Source organism: Paraburkholderia sp. UCT31, assembly GCF_014397655.1.
GTDB classification, from domain to species: domain Bacteria; phylum Pseudomonadota; class Gammaproteobacteria; order Burkholderiales; family Burkholderiaceae; genus Paraburkholderia; species Paraburkholderia tuberum.
In genome coordinates this window covers 1-22160 of record NZ_VZQP01000085.1, presented here as the reverse complement: position 1 = coordinate 22160, position 22160 = coordinate 1, and the positions used below count along the sequence as shown (strand labels likewise).

20 protein-coding genes and 1 pseudogene are annotated in these 22160 nt (G+C 62.5%); 12 read left to right on the top strand and 9 right to left on the bottom strand.

Going from position 1 to position 22160, the window contains the following annotated elements; all coding sequences use genetic code 11:
- The 3 genes and pseudogenes from F6X40_RS38330 to F6X40_RS38320 all read left to right on the top strand — a co-directional run.
- The coding region (locus F6X40_RS38330) for a hypothetical protein (RefSeq protein ID WP_187631457.1) at positions 1-449 on the top strand (449 nt) is incomplete at its 5' end.
- A gap of 96 nt (positions 450-545) precedes the next feature.
- Positions 546-950 (top strand): annotated as a pseudogene (locus F6X40_RS38325) (patatin-like phospholipase family protein); the annotation flags it as partial.
- Positions 951-1011: 61 nt separating this feature from the next.
- Positions 1012-1734 carry an IS6 family transposase gene (locus tag F6X40_RS38320; protein ID WP_187631456.1) on the top strand — a complete coding sequence of 241 codons (723 nt, stop codon included), beginning with the start codon at positions 1012-1014 and terminating at the stop codon, positions 1732-1734.
- A gap of 372 nt (positions 1735-2106) precedes the next feature.
- Here F6X40_RS38320 and F6X40_RS38315 read toward each other — a convergent pair whose 3' ends face one another.
- The 6 genes from F6X40_RS38315 to F6X40_RS38290 form a co-directional block, all read right to left on the bottom strand.
- A complete protein-coding gene (locus F6X40_RS38315; RefSeq protein WP_316251881.1) occupies positions 2107-3867 on the bottom strand; it encodes an FAD-binding protein in 1761 nt (586 codons plus the stop codon).
- A 30-nt stretch (positions 3868-3897) separates the two neighbouring features.
- Complete coding sequence (locus tag F6X40_RS38310; RefSeq protein WP_187631455.1) at positions 3898-5133, bottom strand: CaiB/BaiF CoA transferase family protein; 1236 nt, start codon at positions 5131-5133, stop codon at positions 3898-3900.
- A gap of 181 nt (positions 5134-5314) precedes the next feature.
- Positions 5315-6148 carry an enoyl-CoA hydratase-related protein gene (locus F6X40_RS38305; protein WP_187631454.1) on the bottom strand — a complete coding sequence of 278 codons (834 nt, stop codon included), beginning with the start codon at positions 6146-6148 and terminating at the stop codon, positions 5315-5317.
- Positions 6149-6256: 108 nt separating this feature from the next.
- Positions 6257-7528 (bottom strand): TRAP transporter large permease, encoded by a 1272-nt coding sequence (locus tag F6X40_RS38300; RefSeq protein ID WP_187631453.1) that lies wholly within the window; start codon positions 7526-7528, stop codon positions 6257-6259.
- A gap of 11 nt (positions 7529-7539) precedes the next feature.
- Complete coding sequence (locus F6X40_RS38295) at positions 7540-8073, bottom strand: TRAP transporter small permease (protein ID WP_187631452.1); 534 nt, start codon at positions 8071-8073, stop codon at positions 7540-7542.
- Positions 8074-8085: 12 nt separating this feature from the next.
- Positions 8086-9186 (bottom strand): TRAP transporter substrate-binding protein, encoded by a 1101-nt coding sequence (locus F6X40_RS38290; RefSeq protein ID WP_262421703.1) that lies wholly within the window; start codon positions 9184-9186, stop codon positions 8086-8088.
- 352 nt (positions 9187-9538) lie between these two features.
- On the opposite strand from F6X40_RS38290, the gene F6X40_RS38285 reads away from it, so the two are divergent.
- The 7 genes from F6X40_RS38285 (at position 9539) to F6X40_RS38255 (ending at position 16493) form a co-directional block, all read left to right on the top strand.
- Complete coding sequence (locus F6X40_RS38285; protein ID WP_187631451.1) at positions 9539-9964, top strand: MaoC family dehydratase; 426 nt, start codon at positions 9539-9541, stop codon at positions 9962-9964.
- 49 nt (positions 9965-10013) lie between these two features.
- On the top strand, positions 10014-11159 hold the full coding sequence (locus tag F6X40_RS38280; protein WP_187631450.1) for an acyl-CoA dehydrogenase family protein: 1146 nt from the start codon (positions 10014-10016) through the stop codon (positions 11157-11159).
- 44 nt (positions 11160-11203) lie between these two features.
- On the top strand, positions 11204-12397 hold the full coding sequence (locus tag F6X40_RS38275; RefSeq protein WP_187631449.1) for a CaiB/BaiF CoA transferase family protein: 1194 nt from the start codon (positions 11204-11206) through the stop codon (positions 12395-12397).
- Positions 12394-12837: a MaoC family dehydratase gene (locus F6X40_RS38270; protein WP_187631448.1), complete on the top strand. Its 444-nt coding sequence runs from the start codon at positions 12394-12396 to the stop codon at positions 12835-12837. The genes F6X40_RS38275 and F6X40_RS38270 overlap by 4 nt, the downstream gene beginning before the upstream one ends.
- A gap of 189 nt (positions 12838-13026) precedes the next feature.
- Complete coding sequence (locus F6X40_RS38265) at positions 13027-13920, top strand: helix-turn-helix domain-containing protein (protein WP_187631447.1); 894 nt, start codon at positions 13027-13029, stop codon at positions 13918-13920.
- A 145-nt stretch (positions 13921-14065) separates the two neighbouring features.
- Positions 14066-15289 (top strand): glycoside hydrolase family 88 protein, encoded by a 1224-nt coding sequence (locus F6X40_RS38260; RefSeq protein ID WP_187631446.1) that lies wholly within the window; start codon positions 14066-14068, stop codon positions 15287-15289.
- A 46-nt stretch (positions 15290-15335) separates the two neighbouring features.
- Positions 15336-16493: a fumarylacetoacetate hydrolase family protein gene (locus F6X40_RS38255; RefSeq protein WP_187631445.1), complete on the top strand. Its 1158-nt coding sequence runs from the start codon at positions 15336-15338 to the stop codon at positions 16491-16493.
- Between the two features lie 636 nt (positions 16494-17129).
- Here the strand turns inward: F6X40_RS38255 and F6X40_RS38250 are convergent.
- The 3 genes from F6X40_RS38250 to F6X40_RS38240 form a co-directional block, all read right to left on the bottom strand.
- Positions 17130-17393, bottom strand: coding sequence for a hypothetical protein (locus F6X40_RS38250; RefSeq protein ID WP_187631444.1), 264 nt, complete (start codon positions 17391-17393; stop codon positions 17130-17132).
- A gap of 578 nt (positions 17394-17971) precedes the next feature.
- Entirely contained in the window at positions 17972-18190 is a 219-nt protein-coding gene (locus F6X40_RS38245; RefSeq protein ID WP_187631460.1) for a hypothetical protein, read from the bottom strand.
- 225 nt (positions 18191-18415) lie between these two features.
- Positions 18416-18730, bottom strand: a complete 315-nt coding sequence (locus F6X40_RS38240; protein ID WP_410452658.1) for an HU family DNA-binding protein — start codon at positions 18728-18730, stop codon at positions 18416-18418.
- 638 nt (positions 18731-19368) lie between these two features.
- On the opposite strand from F6X40_RS38240, the gene F6X40_RS38235 reads away from it, so the two are divergent.
- On the top strand, positions 19369-20343 hold the full coding sequence (locus tag F6X40_RS38235) for a DNA-binding protein (RefSeq protein ID WP_187631442.1): 975 nt from the start codon (positions 19369-19371) through the stop codon (positions 20341-20343).
- The gene (locus F6X40_RS38230; protein WP_187631441.1) at positions 20340-21824 is read left to right on the top strand and encodes a tyrosine-type recombinase/integrase; all 1485 of its coding nucleotides are present in this window, start codon (positions 20340-20342) and stop codon (positions 21822-21824) included. Before F6X40_RS38235 ends, F6X40_RS38230 begins: the two co-directional genes overlap by 4 nt.
- Positions 21825-22160 lie beyond the last annotated feature (336 nt).

Sequence of the window (22160 nt, the reverse complement as noted above, 5' to 3'; positions counted from 1 at the left end):
ACACCACGCCGCACGATCCCGTCGCGAGCGCTGGTGTTGTGTTCCCAGATGCGGTTTGCGCAACGGATACGCCGAAGCCTGCCGCGCTGTGCGAGTGGACGTCGCCTGTGCGGCCCTCTTCTGATTCGGGCTGCGAACGCGAAACTGGAGGTTCTATGAAACGGATACAAAAAGTCATTCTGTGCGCAATGCTGCCGTTTGTTCTGGCAGCCGGCGCGGTGCACGCGCAGGGCATCGGACGCAGCGGCACGTACACCATGCCGCCGGACTGGGGAATGATGATGGAAAAGCTGACGCCCGAACAACGGAGCCAGGCCATCGACATCCAGGAAAAGATGATGAAGATGGACATGGAGCATCAGCAGGCGATGGCGCAAATGGAAATGAAGCACGCGCAGGCCATGATGCAGATGCAGACCCAACTGCTGGATATCTTCAAGGGACATTGACGTCGCAGCGCGAATTGCTGAGACTGCGTGGGCGTGACGACCATGCGCCCACGCGCAGTAGTTCCGGCTTTCCGCATGCGGTGTTTCTGAAAAGCCATGAAATCCGACCCGTCCGGCTTGACCGCGTTCGTGTTTTCAGGCGGTGGCAGTCTCGGCGCAATCGAGGTGGGCATGCTGCGCGAACTGCTCGAACGCGGTGAGCGGCCGGGCTTGGTCGTCGGCGCTTCCGCCGGCGCGATCAACGCGGCGTATTTCGCCGGCCGTCCGGACCGCGACGGCGTCGCGATGCTCGAAGCGCTGTGGTGCACGATCAGGCGGCAGGACATCATGCCGTTGTCGATGCTCGGCCTGCTCGCGATGATTCTGCGTAGCCGTGCGCATCTCGTCGAGGCGAATGCGCTGCGGCGGCTGCTGGAAAAGCATCTGTCGTATGAGCGGATCGAGCAGGCGATGCTTGCCCTTCACATCGTTGCGACCGATATGCTCGCCGGCCACGAAATCGGGTTCTGTCGCGCTAGCGCACTGCGCTAGAATTCGCATTTTTCCATGGATCACGATCGAGATGGCCAAGACGAAAAAGTCCTCGCGTGCGACGCTGCCTGCGGGTATCAGCAAGGTTCTCAAGCGCCTGCACTATCCGTTGGACGTGATCCTGCTGTGTGTTCGCTGGTACGTGGCGTACTCGCTGAGCCTGCGCAATCTCGAAGAAATGATGGCCGAGCGGGGAGTTGAGGTCGATCACTCGAGTGTGCACCGATGGGTCATCAAGCTCGTCCCGCTGTTTGAAAAGGCATTTCGGCGAATCAAGCACCCGGTCGGCAAGAGCTGGCGCATGGACGAGACCTACATCAAGGTCAAAGGCCACTGGAAATACTTGTACCGGGCCGTCGACAAGGAGGGTAACACGGTCGATTTCCTGTTGCGCGCCCATCGTGACAAGGCCGCTGCACGCCGGTATTTCGAGAAGGCAATTGCCCAGAATGGTGAACCCGAAACTGTCACCGTGGACAAGAGTGGTGCCAATCTGGCCGCGCTCGAAGCGCTCAACGCAGAGCGGCCAACGGCAATCAAGATCCGGCAGAACAAGTACCTGAACAACGTCATCGAGCAGGACCATCGAGCCGTCAAACGCATTGTCACGCCGATGATGGGTTTCAAGAGTTTCCGGTGCGCGCGCATTATTCTGTCCGGCATCGAGCTGATGCACATGATTCGCAAAGGGCAGATGCAGGACGAGCGCGGCATCAAAACTGCAGCCGAGCAATTCTATTCGCTGATCATGTAAGCATTCCTATTCATACCGGAGTGCGCGCGCCTCACTTCTCTTATCGCGACACAACCGTCTGGACGCCTTGCACCTGTCGGGTTCACGCGTCGGGGCTCAGCCATGAGTCTGCATACTAGCGGCGATCGACATGCCTTTATAATGAAGAATAACGCTTGATCTATACCATTATGGAATACGTTAGGCTGCGCGGTTGCCGCTCGCCTGCTGCCAGAAACAGTACGCGCGAGTCGTTCAAGCCATCTGCAGCCTGCCAGTTCTACTCGTTGGTGACGTGAGCTGTCCTCATGATGTCGCCTTTGTACGACTCAACTGCCTTACCGCGACAGAACCCCTGATCGAACGGCGCAAGGTGATTAGCTCGCTACCGACTCACGACGACAGATCCGCCAGCCGCCCTAACCACAGACCTTCAGGCACGTTCCGCTCGAGGAATATGTTGCAGGCGAAGTCCGCGTTGCGCTCGGGAAAGTCTTCGCGGTAATGACCACCCCGGCTCTCGCGCCTGACAAGCGACGCCGAAGCCATCAATTCACCGACCTGGATCAAGTTCGCCAATTCGATGCCCCGCATGAGCTCAGCTGGCGTGCCGATCACCGTGTCCTGAAACAACTGGTTTCGCGTCTCCCTGCAGACACGCCTGAAGGTCCGGAGCCCGGCTTCCTCGCGCACGATCAGCAAATACCGGTTTGCACACTGCTGAATCCGGACTTTCAGTTCGTCCAGCGTGTGCCTGCCATTTCGGCGGAATTGCGTGGCGACCGTGCGGTTGTCGTCCAAGGCCCCGGTCATCGCGCGGTGCGTCATCTTTTTCGCGCGTTCGGCCGCGGCGAGGCCCGCCCGGCGGCCGAAGACCTGGCACGTCAGGGCCATATTGCCGCCGAGACGGTCTGCGCCATGTGGACCCGCTGCCACCTCACCCGCAGCGAACAGACCCTTCAGATTGGACTGTGCGTTTTCGTCTATATATACTCCGCCGTTGATCGCATGCGCGGAACAGGTGATCTGCACTCGGTCCCGATAAAGGTCGACGCCGCGCTCCTTATACCATTGGCAGGTTAGCGGCCACATCCTTGCGATGCTTCGGCTCTTGTCGGCCAGTATCGATTCGAGATCGCATCCGGCGAAGTCGAGAAACACGCCTCCTTCAGCCGTGCCGCGGCCATCATTGAGTGCCTTCTGAATCGAAATTTCGACGTAGCGTGAGATGTCGCTCGAGCTGAACGGAAAGTGCCGCTCTTTTTGCCGAATGACATCTTCCTGAGCCAGCCCCGTCGGCAGATAGTCAGGGACGAACGCCCTGCCATCGCGGTCGGTGAGATTCGGGTGCGCGTCCCACAGGTAGTTGCCGAACAGGTTGACGAAAGGCGTCAGCACGCTCACACCGGCCTGCATGAACTCCATGTTGACCAGTCGCGCGCCCGCGCGATAAGCCATTGCATAGCCGTCGCCGGTAATGTCCGATGGATACAGGTTTTGGGCGAACAGCTGACTTGCACCCCCGGTGGTAAGAATCGTCGACTTGGCACGGATCAGCATCGGGTTTCCATCCGAATCGATCGCGTATGCGCCGAGACATTCGCCGTCCTGCGACAGCAGGTCGACGATCATCAACCGGTCCATGACCTTGATGCCGCGCCGGGACGCTTCGGTCCCCAGCGATTTCACGATTGGTTTGAAGTGCTCATGAATCACATGCGAGCGCGGCTTGGAAGAAAAGCATGCGCGAAAAACCAGGTAGTGGTCGTCCTCGCGCTCAAACTTTACGCCGTATTGTTCGAGGTAGCGCAGAGACTCATGCGCTTCGTTCGCGAGAATCGCGCTCAAGCGCGGGTCCGCCATGCCTTGAGCGGCATGCAGGATATCGGCGAGAAAAACATCAGGATTATCGCTGTGATCCCCTGCTCCGTCCGGCACATTGAAGGCGCCTACTTCAGCTACGCTATGAAACGTCGCGCCGCTTTTGCGAAATTCTCCTTTGATCACAACCAGCACGTCAGCGCCGCTGGAATCCGCCTCGAGCGCGGCCCGCAGCGCAGCGCCGCCGCTGCCAACGACCAGCACATCCGTACTGACTTCCCTGCACCTGTCACTCATGCCTGCTTCCCCTGTTTTCATCGACGCGTACGGCACGCTCGCCGCATGGATGGCTTCATTCCCGCTTCACGCGACTCCGCCTTTTGCCGCGGCCGCCGCAACGGCCTCGGCGTCCTCGGCAACGCCGATCACGCCGTCCGCCAGCAGCGAATCGATCATCGGCCGGTTCATTCCCGCCCCTGACAAGATTTCGATCGTGTGCGCGCCCAGCCGTGGCGGCGGCATACGGATAGCTGGCGCGCTGCCGTCGTAGCGCACCGGGTGATTGACGAGCGTCACGGGGCTGCCGGTTGCACCTTCGACTGTCTCGAAGCTCTTCAAGTGGCGCACCTGCGGATCGGCGACCACCTGCGCATAATCGTTGACGCGCGCGTGCCAGACATGATGCCGTTCGAATAGTGGCAACCAGTGCGCCGTCGTGTCCTGCGCAAGCCGACGCGCAAGCCGGTCGGAGATTTCCTGCTGCTCGTCGAATGCGCGCTTCGCGGGAATCCGTTCCTTTTCCGGGATCTCGAGGATCTGATAGATGATGTCGAGAGGACTCAGCGACAATGCGATGAAACCGTCCGCAGTTGCGTATATGCCGTACGGTGCGGGGAAGTACCAACCTGATACACGCCCCGCCTGTCGCACGTCGTCATGGCCGTCGCCGTTCAGGAAACACGTGAGAGACTCCTGTTGCAGATCGAGCGCAGCCGCCAGCAAGCTTACGTCGACCCGGCAACCCTCGCCCGTACGCTCACGGTTGAGCAGTGCTGTCAGGATGCCGTTCGCATAGAGCGCAGCGCCGTGATGATCGACGACGGACACGCCCACCGCGCGCGGACCGTCCTGCCGGGTTCCGGTGATTGTCGCGATACCCGACATGGCCTGAATGATCAGGTCCTGCCCTGGCCGGCTGGCATAGGGGCCGTCCGGACCGAATCCCGAGCCCGACGCATAGATGAGGTCCGGCTTGACTGTCCTGAGTGCCTCATAACCCAATCCCAGCTGTTCCATCACACCGGGACGGTAGTTTTCGGCGACGACGTCGACTTGTGGCAGCAATCTCATGACGATATCGATCGCCCGCGCGTCCTTGAGATTGAGCGCCAGACTGCGTTTATTGCGATTACCCATCAGAAGCAGCATCGTCTGTCCATCGATGGCGCGGTTCGCGCCGCCCCATTTGCGCTGAAATGCGCCGTCGACAGGTTCGACCGATATGACTTCGGCCCCGCAATCGGCGAGGTGCTGCACGCCCAAAGGCCCCATCAGAAAATGATTGAAGCTGAGAATGCGGATACCGTTCAGCCCGTTCATGCAATCTCCGTTACGTGGTGAGTCCGGCTATCTGGCGAGGTGGACCAAGGCCCTGCTGAACTCCGCGTTCACCCTGAACGTTCGAGCGACCGCGGCGTGGATACCTGGGTCGACGCCCGTCAAAACTAGAGGTAAGCGTTGCTCATCGCCGTCGAAAGGCGCATGTGCGACGCACCAGTGATCAGCGACCCTTGAAGTGCGGCGGCCGCTTCTCGACGAATGCGCGGTGGCCTTCGGCGCGATCCTCGGTCTTGAACACGTCGAGATTCGCCTGATGCTCCCGCTCCAGGCCTCGTTGAAGGTCGGTCTCGAATGAATCGAGCACCGCGCGCTTGGCCAGTCGGACCGCAAGCGGCGCGCGGGCGGCGATCAGCGACGCGATCTCGATAGCGCGCGCGATGCTGCGTGCCGGTACGACGACCTCGGTCACCAGTCCGTGGCGCTCGGCCTCGGCTGCCGTCAGCGGTTCGCCGGTAAGCACGAGTTTCATCGCCAGTGTCTTGCCGAGCACCCGCGGCAGGCGCTGGGTGGCGCCATCGCCCGGTAGCGCGCCGATGATGATCTCTCGCTGCGAGAAGGTCGCGTCGTCCGCCGCGACGACGATATCGGCCAGCATCACCAGCTCGTGGCCACCCCCGATGGCGAAGCCGTTGACCGCCGCGATCAGCGGCTTCGAAAACGTTTCAATCGCCTTCCAGCTCGCGAGGCGCACCGGGTCCGCGTACGCTGCGACCCCGCGTGCCGCCATGTCGGCAATATCCGCCCCCGCGCTGAAGAAACGTTCGCCGCCGGTGAGCACGACAGCCCTGACGTCGTCGCTGACTTCGGCTGCCGCGAGGACGCGTGCCAGTTCCGCCAGCAGCGGCACGCACAGCGCATTGCGCTTATCGTGATGATTCAACGTGATCGCCCAGACGAACTCAAGTGGTTGTTCCAGCTTCAGGTACTGCAGGTCCTCCCATGCGGCTAGCGGGATCGGCGCCGCGCCGCTTCGGTCGATGTGAGCCGTGTTCATGATGAGCCTCTCGGTAATTCGATCGCCTTGCGCGTGCGAACGGTCGACGCATACGGGATCGTGGAGATTGGGCCAATGGCGTGCAGCCGGCGGCCCATCGTCCTCGTGTTATTTGATTGCCAGCAGGTTCGGCAGGAAGCGTGGGATATGCGGGAAGACAATGATCAACAGCAGGTCGACCGCCAGCGCGAAGATGAACGGCAGGATCGCCCGAGTCGCTTTTTCGACGGACACACCGCCGATCGACGCAGCCGTAAAAAGGCAAAAACCGATCGGTGGCAGGTTGATGCCGATGGCCGAGTTGACCAGCACGATGACGCCGAACACCACCGGGTCGATATGCATCTGCACGACGAGCGGCAGGAACACAGGGATCACCACCGCGATACTCGAGATCGTTTCCAGTACCGTATGGGCTACGAGAAGGAAGAGATTGATCAGGATCAGCAACACGAACGCGCTGGTCGTCACGGCCAGGAAGCTGTTGGCGACGTGCAACGGGATCTGCGCCTCAATCAGATAGCGGCCGAGCACGAACGCGAGCCCGAGAAGAAACGATACCCGCGTGGTATTGATGGCCGTGCGCGTGAGTATTTCCCTGAATTGCGACAGCTTGAGCGACTTGAAGATGAAGACGCTCACCAGCGTCACGTAGAGCGCCGCGACGACGCCTGCTTCAACCGGCGTGAAGACGCCGCCGAGGATGCCGCCCAGAATGATCACGGGAGTCAGCAATGCCCAGATCGCCTGTCTGAACGTGGTCCACAGCCGCCTGGCGGAGAACGCTTCGACCGCCGTATAGTTCTGGCGCACGGCAGTCACATAGTTCACGAGCATGAAGGAAACGACCACCAGCAGCATCGGCACGATCCCCGCGACGAACATCGTTCCGACCGAAACGTTGGCGGTGTAGGCGTACACCAGCATGCTCATCGACACGGGCGAAAGCAGTCCGAGTGAGCCCGCTGCCGACTGCAGCGCCACTGCGAACGCGCGTGAATATCCCTGCTTGACCATCCCGGGAATCATGACCGAGCCGATCGCTGCGGTGTCAGCAGTCGCCGAGCCGGAGAGGTCGGCGAAGAACATGCTTGCGACGATCGTCACCTGCCCGATGCCGCCGCGCATAAAGCCGACAAGCGCCTGCGAAAAGTCGATGATGCGGCGCGAGACGCCGCCCGCATCCATGATGGCGCCTGTCAACATGAAGAACGGGATAGCCAGCAGGCTGACGTTATTCAGGTTCGAAAACAGCTGCTGCGGAATCACCAGCAGCGGGGTTCCATTCAGCGTCAATGCAATCGTCGCCGCAATGCCGATGCAAATGGCCACCGGTACACCCAAGCCGAGAAACCCGGCCCCTAGAGCGAGTGCCCACATGTTGATTCACCTCAGATATGTTCGGAGACGCCCTGCAACAGAGAGGGCCTCGTTTGCGCGCCGGGCGCGAGATGGGAAACCGCGATTCGCACCGCGGAATGAAAGACCAGCAACGCGCCGCCGACGGGAATCGAGAGGTACGGGTACACCATCGAGATCGGCAGAGAGGTCGCGGTTTCGGTGCCCATCAGTTCCAGCATGTCGCCACCGTACATAACGAACACCACGCCGAGCGCGAGGACTACGCAGTCGGTAAGGTCCGCCAGTGTCTGCGCGAAGGCGGGCGGACAACGGTCGGCCAGTACCCGCACCTCCGGATGCACCCGCAGCTTGGCTCCTGCCGCCGCACCGAGGCACGTGAGCCACACGAACAGATAAGCCGCGAGCTCGTCGGACCACGACAGCGAGTTGTGCAGGATGAAGCGAAAGACCACCCCGAGGCCAGCGACGAGCACCATCATGAGAAGCAGTCCACCGCAGAGGAACAGCGTGGTCTTCAGGACCAGGTCGTCGATAAACAGGAGATTACGGGCAAGCTTTTCCATCGCACTCTCCCTTCATTTCGAAGCGACAGCGGACTTGTCGGCCGCCTTGATTTCCTGGTAAAGCGCCTGGCCATCGGGAATGTCGCTGAGCAGGCCCTGGCGCGCCCTTTCGGTCGCGGCCGCCCACGGCGCCGTGTTTATCTCGGTCACCTGGGTGCCATTCTTCTTCATCGTTGCGAGCGCGTCGTCGTACTCGTGCTTGTATTCCTTCATGTCGTAATCCGCGGCGACGGCGGCGGCGGCCTGAAACGCCTTCTGTTCGTCAGGCGAAAGACGCGTCCAGGCGCTTTTGCTCATTGCCAGCACCACGGGCAAGTAGTTCACGTGGGTCAGGTAGTAATGCTTGGCGACATCGGAAAATTTGTCCTGGATGAACTGCTCCGGTGAGGTATCGCCGCCGTCGACCAGGCCTTGCGAAAGCGCCAGAAATAACTGGTTATAAGGGAGCGGCGTCGGGTTTGCGCCCAGTGCCTTATATCCCGCGATATAGCCGCTGCTCTGCATCACTCGCACTTTCATATCCTTCATGTCACCGAGCGAAGCAACGGGCTTTTTAGCCGTGAACAAATTGCGTTCGCCCACCGACAGCCACGTCAGGCCGATCATATTGACCGCCGGCATCATGTCGAGGAACTTGCGGCCGACCGGTCCTTGCAGAACCCGGTTGGCGTCGTCGATGCTGTTAAAGAGATAAGGCGTATCGAAGATCTGCCACTGCTTGATCGTGTTTCCAATCGGCGCCTGTGCGGAAATCATGAGCTCCTGCGTGCCGGTGCGCAGCGCTTGCGCCATCTGCACTTCGCCGCCGAGCTGTGACTGCGGGAAGATCTCGATCTTGACCTTGCCGTGGGTTCGCTGCGCGACCTCCTTCGCGAACACCTGGGCAGTCAGCTGATAGTGGTTGTCGGGAGCGAGGGTATGCCCCAGCTTCATGACGATCGGGTCGTCGGCACGGGCAACGCTGGCGACAACGACGCCTGCTGCGAGCAGCGTACCTACCATCATGGCACGTCCTGCGCGGCGCGCGTTAAAGAATGATTTCATTTCGTCTCCTTCCGTACTGGAATGTAATTTTCGCGCCGCGTCAGGTCGATCCGTCTGCAGGCGCTTCAAGTATTCGTGAGTGCACGCAACGGGCGTTAGGACCGGTCGCCCGATTTCTTGTACTTTTTTACGGCGTCCTCGATAGCAAGCGCCTCACAATCTGTGTGGCGACTTATCCAGCGCACACGAGGAAACCCTTGGCGATATTGACTAATGACTGACCGGAGTCAATTCGCAGGCCGCTTGCGGATCGGCCGAAGACTGCAATCACTGCGTGCGTGCAGTCAAAAAAGTCCAAGCATTCGCCCAAACCGTCCTAACGGTCAGCAACCCGCACTCATTAAATTTGAGTCACGCCCGCCGGCCCCAATCAACAAGGAACAGGCCGGCTCCACAACCGACACTCACCTTCAGAACCACCATGGCCAAACGCCCGCACATGGATTGTTACGCGGTCGGCGACACCGCCGATTTCGCCAAGACCGTAACTGAATTCGATATCTACGGCTTCGCCGGGATCGTCGGCGATTTCTATGCCGTGCATTTGAACGAGGAATTCGCCAAAACCACGCGCTTCGAGAAGCGCATCGCGCAAGGATGTCTGTCGGTCGGCTTCTTATCGACTGTGATGGGCTATATGGCGCAAAAGGCGCCGAGCCCCGGTGCGGTTTCTTACCGCTACGACATCACGTTCAACGCGCCGGTATTTATCGGCGACACGGTCACTGCCCGGCTCACGCTGCGCGAGAAGGACGACGATCGCAACATATGCGTGTTCGGAGCAGAGGTCACGCGCCAGGACGGCACGGTGGTCGCATCTGGCGATACCTATCTGAAGGTGCTGTAACACAGCGCCCCGCCTTCAACCCATCTACCGCTTTTTCACAGAGTCGAACATGCCGCATTGGTTAAACGAACAACACACCGCGATACGCGACGCCGTGCGCCGTTTCGCGGAAAACGAAATCGCTCCTGTCTCGGAAGAGCTTTGGGAAGCGGAAGCCTTTCCTTATGACATCTGGCAACGTGCCGGCGAGCTCGGCTTCGCCGGCCTGCCCTATCCGGAGAGTTGGGGTGGCGGCGGTGGCGAATGGCTTTCCTATGTGATCGTGTTAGAGGAACTGGCACGGGTAGATTGTGCGATCGCCAACTCGCTCATGGCCAATTCGACGGTCGCGAGCCTGCTCTCCAACTATGGCACCGATGAGCAAAAGGACCGCTATTTGCGCCCGATCCTCGACGGCCGCAAGGTCGGCGCGATCGGATTATCGGAGCCCAACGCAGGCTCCGACGCGGCCAACATCGCGACGCGTGCGACGCTGGAAGGCGACCGATGGATCATCGATGGATCAAAGACCTTCATTAGCAATTCCGGCACGGAAGTAACCGGACCGGTCGTCATCGCCGCGGTAACGGGCACGCGCCCTGACGGCCGCAGGGAAATTTCCAACTTCATCGTGCCTAACGGCACCCCCGGTTTCAGCTACGGACGCAAGCTGCGCAAGATCGGCTGGCGCGCATCGAGCACCTACGAGTTGTACTTCGAGCGCTGCGCGATCCCGGCCGCCAACCTGCTCGGCGAACGCGGTGCGGGCTTGCGACAGACGCTCGGCCAGATCAGCACGGGCCGAATCCTGATCGGCGCGCTCGCGCTAGGCATCCTGCAGGGTTCACTGGATCGGTCGATCGCGTACATGAAGGAGCGGCGCGCATTCGGCAAGCCGATCGCCGAGTTCCAGGCGCTGCAGTTCAAGATCGCCGACATGGCGGCCCACGCGCACGCCGCGCGGCTGATGCTCTACGATGCCGCCGCGCTGAAAGACGCGGGCGTTCGCTTCGATCAGCCAGCGTCGATGGCCAAGCTCTTCGCCACCGAGCGCGCGATGGAGGCGGCTCATCAGGCGTTGCAGATACATGGCGGTTACGGCGTGATGAGCGAGTACCCGGTGTCGCGCGCATTCGGCGACGCCAAGGTGTTGGAGATCGTCGAGGGGACCTCGGAGATTCAAAGAATGATCATTTCGCGAAACCTGCTTGCCTGAGCCCTCAGTCAAACAGATACGGACACGCGGTCAGGAGACAAGTCATGCTAGAAGGCATCAAGGTGCTAAGTTTTACTCACTTCTTGCAGGGCCCCGCCGCCGTGCAGATGTTGGCTGACGTCGGCGCGGACGTAATCAAGATCGAACCGCCGGGCGGCGCGTTCGAGCGCAGTTGGACCGGCTTCGATGCGTATGTCGAAGGGGTGAGCATGTTTTTCCTGCTCGGCAATCGCAATCAGCGCAGCATCTCGCTGGATCTGCGCGACGAGCGCGCGAGAGAGATCGTCTGGCGGCTGATCAAGGAAGCCGATGTCCTGATCGAAAACTACCGCCCAGGCGTCCTGCAGCGCATGGGCTTCGGTTACGACGATGTCCGCGAGATCAATCCGCGGCTCGTGTACTGTTCGTGCACCGGCTACGGGTCATCGGGACCCTATCTCAAGCGGCCAGGGCAGGACCTGCTGCTGCAGGCCATGAGCGGCATGACGATGCTCTCCGGCGAAGCCAATTCCCCGCCCACGCCAGTCGGATCCGCGATCGTCGACCAGCACGCGGCGGCGTTGGCAGCCTTCGGCGTCGTCGCGGCCTTGCAGGCGCGTGAACGTACCGGCAAAGGCACGCTGGTCGAAAGCAACCTGCTCAACGCGGCGCTCGATCTTCAGATCGAGCCGTTCACCTACTACCTGAACAAGGGACCACTCTGGCCGCGCACAAACCCGTCGACCGGCAGCCGGTTCCATCCGGCGCCCTACGGGATTTACCGGACTCTCGACGGCTGGATCGCCGTTTCGCTCACGCCGACCGAGAAGCTGGCGGCGGCCTTGTCTCAACCCATGCTGTCCGCGTTTTCGCACCCAAAGGACAACGTGCGCCGCCGCGACGAATTGAACCGCATCGTGTACGACGCGCTGACCACGCGCACGACGGCCGACTGGATGACGACCTTCGACGAGCACGACATCTGGTACGCGCCCGTGAACGACTACGATCAGGTCGAGGCCGACCCGCAAGTGGCGCACAACCGCATCATCATGGAGGTCGACCATCCGCAGGCCGGGCCGGTTCGTTTGCTCGCGCATCCGGTTCGATACGACGGCGCAGCACCACCGCTCACCCGTCAGCCGCCGCGGCAAGGCGAGCACACCCGCGAGGTGCTCGCCGAACTCGGCTACGAGCCGCACGAAATCAATACGCTGGTCGAAGCCGGCGCGGCGCTGACCGAGCGGAGAACCGCATGAACACTCATCCGAATCAGTGCCACGAGATGCTGCGCTTTGACGATATCCAGATTGGCCGCTGCCAGATCCTCGTGCGTACGATCGCGGAAAGTGACGTGAACGCTTTCGGCCATCTGTCGGGCGACCTGAATCCGTTGCACATGGATCGGCACTTCGCGGCACGCACGCCATTCGGCCAGCGCGTGGCGCACGGCCTGCTGACCGCGGCATTGGTGTCGACGACGCATACCGGGTTGACCGGTCCCGGCTTCGTCTACGTTGGGCAGGAGTTGCGCTTTCTCGGACCCGTCTTCATCGACGATACGATCAAAATCCATGTGACCGTAGTCGAGAAAAAACCCGCCAAGCGCATCCTCGTGATGGACACGATGATTCGCAATCAGGACGGCAAGACGGTGCTGACCGGCCTGTCGGCGCTGAAGGAATTGCGTTTCCAATGAGCTGACAATTAGCAGGCGAGGCCAAACCCGTGCGGGTTTTCGACAACAGCCGTCACGCCGCTTTGCTAATTACAATTACGCCACGTTCGATGCCGAATCGGCGAAGGAGAAACAGCACGCTTGACTTAGCCAGGGAGTGAGCTGGCTGAGCGAGCCAGATAAGTGCGCTGGATGCAGGAGACAAATCAAATGCCTAGCGGTTGTGGATGTGAGTTGCCGGTCTTCAAGATCGCCCACTATGAGTATGGGTCGCGAATCAAGTCGATCGATTTTCATCTCGCGCCTCTCGAAGATATGAAATCGACGTTGCCGTATCCTCATCGGCACGAGTTCTATCACATCGTCTGGGTCGAGTTGGGCAGCGGCCACCACATCATCGACTCGATTCGCTACGAGGTGCGGCCCAATACGCTTTTTTTCATGGCCCCGGGCCAGATCCACGATTTCGCGTTGTCCGAAGACACCGTCGGGCACGCGATCAGTTTCTCGTCCGAATTTTTCGCGTTCAAGGTGCAGAACCGCCATTCGCAGACCGAGATTCCCGTCTACGATTTCGAGCGAATTCCTAACACGGTTTATATGAGCGACGCACAAGCTCAGGACCTTCATCGTGTGCTGGATGGAATCAATGCGGAATATCAGGGTGAAGAGGCAGGCTACGAGGACGTGATCTGGTCATATCTGCGGGTTCTGCTAATCAAGTCCGCGCGCCTGGGCGGCGACGCCGTCACCGAGGTCAATTCGTCGCGTAGCGTGCTGTTGTCGCGACGCTTCAAAAGCCTGCTGGAAAAACATTTCGCTACAATCCACGACGTCGCTCGCTACGCATGCCTGCTGAACGTCACGGAACGCGCGTTGAACGATGCAACGCGCCAGGCGCTCGGTAGCACAGCGGCCAAGCTGATTCGTGAACGCGTGATGCTGGAAGCGAAGCGTCTGTTGCTGCATTCGGAGGTCAATGTGGCGGAGATCGCAACACAGCTTGCCTTCGACGACCCGGCCTACTTCAGCCGATGTTTCCGCAAGCACACGGGCCGCTCGCCAATCGACTTCCGCCGCAGCCTGGAGAAACTGAGCATTTGAAGCAGTGGGACGATAGGCGTCCGGGTGCGACGTAGGAAAGTCCAATATAAGCCGCGCTTCGTCCTAACCGCTGGAACCGCCGCGCTCCTAGAATTTGCGTGCCCCCGTCACTCGGGAAACGCGAAAGTCATCAGGAGACAAAGCCGTGAATGCTTCGTACCAAGACCAAGGACTGTTCTCTGACCGGTCCGCCCTCTTCACCGATATCCTCGATCGCATTGCGACCAAAGTTGCAGAGGACGAGCCGACGCTCGGCGTCGAATTCCCCCAGATCACAGCGCCCGACGGAAAGTGGGTCCGGCTTCCGGCGTCGCTGTCCGCAGGCTACAGCGGTTCAGCGTGGAGCCACGGCAATTGGTTTTGTGGGTTCTGGGTCGGACTTTTGCTGACGTCGTATTTGCACACCGGCAACGACAAATACCTCTCGTGGGCCCGCGAGCGCATGCGTCTCGTCGCGCAGCGCGCGCAGGATCCTAACACGCACGACATCGGCTTTATCTTCGACAGCAGCGCCGTCCCCGGCTACGAAATCACCCGCGACTCGTGGTACGCGCAAATTGCGATGGAAGCCGCGGACAAACTGCGCGCGCGTCTTGTCACCACGCGCAGCGGCGCCTATCTCGCTTCCTGGGGTCCGCTTGACGATCCGCGCGGACGCAGCGCCTCGGCTATCGACACGATGGCTAATCTATCGTTGCTTTACTGGGCGGCGAACCATTCCGGGGACGGCAGTTATCGCCTCGCCGCCGAAGCGCACTCCGTCATGACCGCCAAGGCGTTTATCCGCCCCGACGGTTCGACTTATCACGCGGTGGAGTACGACGTGACAACCGGTGCGCGTCAGCGCGGCTACACGTTTCAAGGCGCATTCGACGAATCGGCGTGGAGCCGGGGCCAGGCGTGGGCCGTCTATGGCTACGTGAACACGGCGCGTGAGACCGGCAAGCGCAACTGGCTAGACCTTGCCGGGCGGCTAGCGGCGTACTATCTGCGCCGGCTCGATGGACGTCCTGTGCCACCGTGGGATTTCGACGCCACTGGCGCGGACGCGGAAATCAAGGACACTGCCGCAGCAGCGGTGATGGCGTCAGCGCTGATCGAGATGGGCCGTCTGCATCCCGACCCTGCTGATGCGGTTCGCTGGCGCGAACACGGACTCGCGATGCTCGAAGCTCTATGTCGTGACGAGTTTGCCTACGAACCTGCGCAGCGGGGACTTTTGAGGAATTCCTGCTATTCGAAGCCGCACAATGAAGGCGTCGATGGCGCGACGATGTTCGGCGATTTCTTCTTCGCGGAAGCACTGAGTCGCGTGATGCTGCCAGGCAGGCTTCGGCCGGCCGACACGCGACGCGTATCGCTCGCTTGAAGCGTGTCTCCCTCGCGGTTCCCAACTCTCGCTAGCCAGGCCGTCCATGATATCGAACGATCTTCCGCATTTTGTACCTACTGACCTATCCGATGCCCTGCTGGTCGGACGCATCTGGCGAAACGCGCCGATAGACGGGCCGTCGGTCGTCGTTGTTCGTGCCGGTCAGGCCTTCGACATCACGGCGTCGGCGCCGACGACCTCCGATCTGTTCGAGCACGTGGACCTCGTCAAGTTTGTGCATCACGTCGAGGGCGAGGCGCTTGGTCCCGTCGAGAACATCGGCCGCGCATTGCTGGCGCCGTGCGATCTTCAGGCCATCAAGGCATGCGGCGTGACCTTTGCCGCGAGCCTGCTCGAACGGGTCATTGAAGAACAGGCTAACGGCGACGCGACTCAAGCCGGCACGATCCGGGCGACGATCGCGCAACTGATCGGCACTGATCTCTCCAGGATTCGCCCCGGCACGGCGGTTGCCGACTGTCTGAAGCGGGAACTGGAACGGCGCGGCACATGGTCGCAATATATGGAGGTCGGCATTGGGCCGGACGCAGAGGTGTTCACCAAGTCTCAACCGATGTCGGCGGTCGGCCACGGCGCGGACGTTGGGCTGCACCCGGCCTCCCGCTGGAACAATCCCGAGCCAGAAATTGTGCTGGCGGTAAACAGCCGCGGAACGATCGTCGGCGCAACCCTCGGCAACGACGTCAACCTCCGCGACATCGAGGGCCGCAGTGCGTTGCTGCTCGGCAAAGCGAAAGACAACAACGGCTCATGCGCGATCGGTCCTTTTATCCGGTTGTTCGATGAACGCTTCACCATGGACTCGGTGCGGGCGGCCAGCGTGTCGCTCAGGATAGAAGGCGCGGACGACGGATTTATTCTCGAAGGCGTGAGCCACATGCGCGAGATCAGCCGTGACCCAGAGGAACTTGTGGCCCAGACTGCCGGGCCGCATCACCAGTATCCAGACGGCTTCATGCTGTTCCTCGGCACGATGTTCTCTCCAATTGAAGACCGGCATGCTCCGGGCAGCGGCTTCACGCATCACCTCGGGGACAAGGTGACGATTGCAACGCCGGAGCTCGGCGCACTTGTCAACACCGTGCAGTCGTCAACCGAAATCGCGCCCTGGCGATTCGGCGTACGCGCTCTTTACGAGACCCTTGCAAAACGGCGGGCGCTTGCCCGCGCCATGGCGTAGGTAAGCGATGCGTAAATCCGGCGCTGAGCGCGATAAAAAAATTTCCGCGAGACCGGCGGTGACGGTCAGTCGAAGGCGGCCTGTCGCGTCACCCGGCTTAGAAAAGCTGATTCGAGCCGCAATTGTCAACTTGCCGAGGGTTAGACCGCACGACGGCAGGTGTGACGACTGGTCCGAAAGCAGTCGATCGAAGTGGCGATGGGTCTTTCGCAATCGGAGTATTTCTCGGCGCTGCCGTGCACACTTTTGTACGTCCAGAGTGCGCTTCGGGTGGTGGTGTCGTCGCTTGTCTAGAGGCGAAACACCCGCCGTGATCCGGTCGAAGTGTCTCAGCGCCTCGTAACAACTCGTGCCGAAGGCGAGATGGAACCTGGATCTCAAGCTCTTGCGCCCATGAGAAACCCTCTTCTTCACCCTGAAACTTTCGCAGATCGGCGCGCAGGCGTGGTTCAGCCACCCCGCACTATTGCATCCGCGGCTCCCATCGATCACGGACCCGTCGGAAAGCCCGAGGAGAAAGGTATGTCCCTCGACGCCTTCGCGCCGGTGACGACGCAAAATCCATTTATCTGTCCGACGTCGGCGAGTTGCGCCCTATCGCCGCCCGTCACTCACGGAAACGCTGTGCGGCCCTGCTCACTGCTCGCAAATGGAATCCCCGAACAGATCCAGGGTAGTGCCACGCTGCCGCGCCGGCAGTGCGCCACTGCGAAGCTCGGCAACCACTGCCTGCGGCAGCCACGCGTCTTCCATCGCGTCGATGCCCTTCTCGATCAACTGCTTGAGGAAAAACGACTGGCTGCGCCCTGTGATGTCCGCCAGCAGTCTCAATCGCTGTTCGATCGCCGCCTCGACGCGGACCGCGATGACGTGCGAGCTGTTCCCTGACTTCCTTCTCAACCTCGGCTCCTGATTGCATCTGTGCGCCGCAGACCGGCGCCTTCGCGCGCTGTTTTACCACAAGCGGACCGAACGGCGTTGGGTACCGGAGATTGCTGCCTGGACTCGCGCCGCGTCGACGGCGAAATGGTGTCCACGCCCGGTCCCATCCTGGCGTCGGGCGGAGTAAGGAAGTTACCGTCGATACGGATACCGCGCCATCCCTCACAAGGGTGTCCGCACACCAATCCGTGAAGATGCGTTTGCGAAAAAATATCGCAAAACGAAGCTATCAAGATAAGTTTTCTTCTCTTTACGGCGGCGTTTCGTTGCATGAGTTGGGCAATACAACACGAGGCGGCTGATGACGCGGCCGCGCCGGTCCGGCACTGATCAGTCATTGATGCACGGCGCCGCAGCACTGGAGACTTTTGCTACGTACTCCATATTGATTGACGCAAAGAGTCGGCGATGGTAGCCTCTTCAGCGTGGCTCCCCATCGCCGTTCCTCTTTCGTTACATACCAAGGATCTCTCCCAAACGACGCACTCCACCGTGCTGACCAGCACGTCGATTGATGCCGGAGCTGGCAACTGGCGCTAATGGACTTCGCTAGCATTCATCGCGAACGCCAACTGCTGCCGGGTTCCTGGAGCAGTTCGGGCTAGCACCGGAGTTACGACCCCAAGTTCGCGTGATTCGATCATCGCGCGCTGGCCTCGCGCCTCGGCGACGACCGGGACGATGCGCGCCTGGTAGCGCAGCAGCGTGCCGATCGGCGGCGCTTGCCGGCGGACTCCTGATCGTTCCTTTTGCATGGCGAACTGGTGTTCAGACCGTTGCCACGCCGCTGGCCGGATTGACTTTCGGCCGGCGGTCCTGCCAGGTCCGAGGCGACCGGTCCAGGTGGTCGACTGCGCATGGCCAAACGAAGGATGCGGACAACGTTGTCCGGCGACGCCGGACGGCGACGAGCCATCCGTCACCGCCGTCTGCCGCGCGAACAGATCATGGCCCGCTGTCAGCCCGCTGTCAGCCCGCTGTCAGGCGCCGTTCACGGCCTCCTTGAACGCCTTGCCCGCCGTGAACCTGACCGTCTTCGCCGCAGCGATCTGGATCTCGGCGCCGGTCGCCGGGTTACGGCCGACCCGCGCTGCGCGCGCGCCCGTTGAAAACGAGCCAAACCCGATCAGTGGCACGGTGTCGCCCTGGGTGACCGCCGTCGTGATGGTGCCGATCAGCGCATCGAGGGTTTCGGCGGCCAACGCCCTGCTGGTACCGGTCTTCACGGCGACGGCGTCGACGGGTTCCTGCTTGTTCATCTGGTTTCCCCGTTGGGGTGATAGGACGCCGCCCACCCTCCCCGATCCACAGCCCCGCGCGCAATGAGCGTTCAACGTCCGCAGTCGTGACCGATGCCCGGACAGGACAACCTCCAGTGCCAGGCCGGTACCCCTTTCGGCCAAGGCGCGCACACCCACCCTCCTTCTGAGGGCAGCGCCGCGGATTGATGCCGCCCGCTCATCGATTCAACTGGCGATAGCGCGTACCACTCCCTTGACGCGCGACAACGGGAGCCCGAGGGTCGACCCACGTCGGCGACGTGGTCCACGGGTGCACCCAGCGCGGGCCCGGAGTCGCCAGTCGCCCCGACGACACTCCGGCCGACTCCTCTGCGAAAGAACCCTGCCATTGGTCCGCATCCCACCGCTGTCCTGTCGTTCGCCTCCATCGCGGCCTGTCCGTGGCGATGGCGCCGAAGGAGTGGCAAGCCAGCCCGCGGGGTGGCTGATCCGAAGGCCGCCAGCGATTGCGCTGGCCGCGATAAGGGCGTTTATCACGGCGAAACCTTTTTTAATCGCGACAAATGCGGTTTTTTTGCGTCAGGCCTGTGCGTAATCTAATGTGGAAATCCCGCCCTGCGCCCCGGGCCGCGGGTTTCTGCCCGTCGCCCCGGCGCGCTGCCGTGTTGCAGTGCTGCTTGCCGGAGTCCGCCATGGCCCGCCCTGCCGCTGTCACCCCCGATGCGATCCGCACCACCGTGCTCGCGATGCTGGCCGAAGCGGGCGAGACCGCGCCCGCGTCCGACGCGCGCTTCCGCAAGATCGTGTCGGTGCGCAAGCTGCGCGCACGCCTCGGCGCGGGCGATCCCGCGACGCTGTCACGGCATCTCAACGCGATCGAGGCGGAGATCGTGCAGGCGGGCCTGACCGGCTTCGCGGTGCCCGACGTGCCGCCGGAAATCGCCGCGCAGATGCGCGCGCTGTGGGAGGCCGCGGTCGCGACGCAACTGGCCGACGTCGTGCGGCTGCGCCAGGAAGCGGCACGCAGCCAGGAAGCGGCCGACACCGCGCGCCACGACGCGGAACTCCGCACGGAAATGCTCCGCACCGAACTCGCCGATCTCCGGGCCCAGCTGGCCGCGCGCGACGCGGAGCTGCTGGAACGGCGACTGGAAAGCCGCGCACTGGTGGAGCGAACGCGCCTGCTGGAATCAGCCAGCACAGAACTCCAGTCGCAACTTGCGACCGCCGGGCAGACGGCTGCGCAGGCCGGGAAGAACCACGCCAGTGAACTGGCTGCCGAACGGGTGCGCTATGAAGGCCTGTCCCGACAGCTGTTGCGGGAAACCGCACACCAGCGCGAAGCCTTCCAGACCGAGCGGCAGCGCCTCGAGGGCGACATCACCCGGGCGGCCGAGCGCGTGGGCGCGCTGGAGGCACTGCGCGAGCGGCTGCTCACGGAACTGGCGGAGCAGCGGAATGCGCAGCAGCAGGCGGCGGCCGAAGCGGCCGCCCTCACCACGGTGGTCGAGCAGCAGCGCCAGATGCTTGCGCTCGTCGGCACAGTAACCGCAAATGCCCCCTCCGCGGCGACCCGCCGCCCGGCGCGCCCCGCCGTGAGAACGGGCCATGCCGGCCACGCCGGCCAATCCGGACAGAAGCCGGCCTCGGCGAGGAAAGTACGATGAACCCATCTGACTGGCTCGATACCGGCTGCCGGCCGCCGCAGCGTCTGCCCGGCTCCGTGGAGGCTGCGCTGGAATACCTCGCGCAGGCGTTGGGCCACCCGGTCTATCTCCGCTGGACTCTTACGGCCCTCAAACGGGGCTGTCCGTCGCTGGCCGATGCGAAGCGCGAGCACCCCGCCGTGTTCGCGCTGCTGCTCGAACACGATGCCGCCATCGAGTACTGGGAGCGCGGGCGCCTGCGGGTCGTGCCGGAAGCCGCGGCCCCCTCGGCTGCCACCGTGCTCGAACGCGTGCTGCGGCAGCACCGGCGGCGCTTCCGTCCCGCGGCGCCGGATGACGCACACGACGGTGTCTGCGTCGCACGCACTGGGCCTCACAGTGAGGACCTCGCGCCAGTGCCGGCCGGGGTCGAGCCGGCGTGGCTCGCGCGCGCCGGACGCTTCGCGAATCCGGTGGCGCTGACCAACACCCTCGGCGTCGCCGATGACGCGCACGCGGCAAAACTGTTCCTGCGGGAGCGCGCGTCGCACTCCCCGCACACGCTACGCGCCTACCTGTCGGAGCTGCGCCGCCTCGCCGCCTGGTGCCGGCGCGAGGGGCTCGGTCCCTTCTCCGACCTCACGCTTCAGGACCTGATCGCGTACCGCGACGCGCTGCAGGCGCCGCGTGCTGACGAGGCAGGTACGGTCCGGCGCGGGGCGCCGGCGAGCGTGTCGCGCGCGCTCGCGGCCGTCTCGAGCCTGTTCGCGTGGTGGCACCGCACCGGCTACCTGGCCGTCAATCCGGCCGAGGGACTGGCTGCCGGGCGCCGCGCGCGCATGACGTGGACCCCGGTGCGGTTCCTGCCGGCCGCCGCGCTCACGCACTGCGATGCCGTCGCCGCCGGTGACGCGCCACCCGATGTACCGCCGGTTCTCTGGCTAAGGCGCCGGGCGATCTGGACGCTCTACCGCTATGGCGGCGTGCGGCTCGCGGAACTCGTCTGGCATGAGGAACGGGCGCTGCCGCACGTGGACGTCGACGAAGCCCGGCAGTGGACCCTGCACGTGCTCGGCAAGGGCCAGCGGCTGCGCGCGATCCCGCTACCCAGCGCCTGCCTGCCCGCGCTGCGGGCGTACCGGCGCGCCGTCGGACTGCCGGAAGATCCGCCGGCCGAGGAACGCCTGCCGCTGATCCACAGTGAGCGCGGCCGGGCACTCGGCGCGAGCGGACTGTACGACGCGGTCCGGGCGTTATTCACGCTGGCCGCGGCCCGCGTGCCGGCCGAGGACCGCGCGATGCAGGCGGCCCTGCAACGGGCCTCGACGCACTGGCTGCGGCACGGCTATGCGCGCACCCTCGTGGTCGACCATGGCGTGCCACTGCCGGTCGCCCAGGTGCTGCTGGGCCACGCGTCGGTGCAGACCACGGCGGCCTATGCGCGCACCGGCCAGAGTGAGGCCCGCGCGTTTGTCGAGGGGAGTTTTCCGCACGACGATTAACCCGCCGCGGCAAAAACGGAAACATCTTGATTGACACTTCGACCAAGGTTCATCGCTGATCGACTTCCCTACTTCCGCTCTTGACCGTTCCTCGGCCATTGCCGACATTGGGGTGGTCTCGGTTGTGCGTCAGCAATGTGGCGGATTGCTGACGGTGGCGGCATCGAGCAGCCGGACGGCAGCTTCCAGCGTCAGCGAACTCACACTTCCGGTAGAGTCGAGATGTGGCGCGGTAGCGGTAGGTTCGGTTTGTCTGTTGCCGCCCCTTTCGTCTGGCGGTGCCCGAATAACTTCACCCTAACCCCGTTTCCACACCCCGCTCATCGAACCGGACAT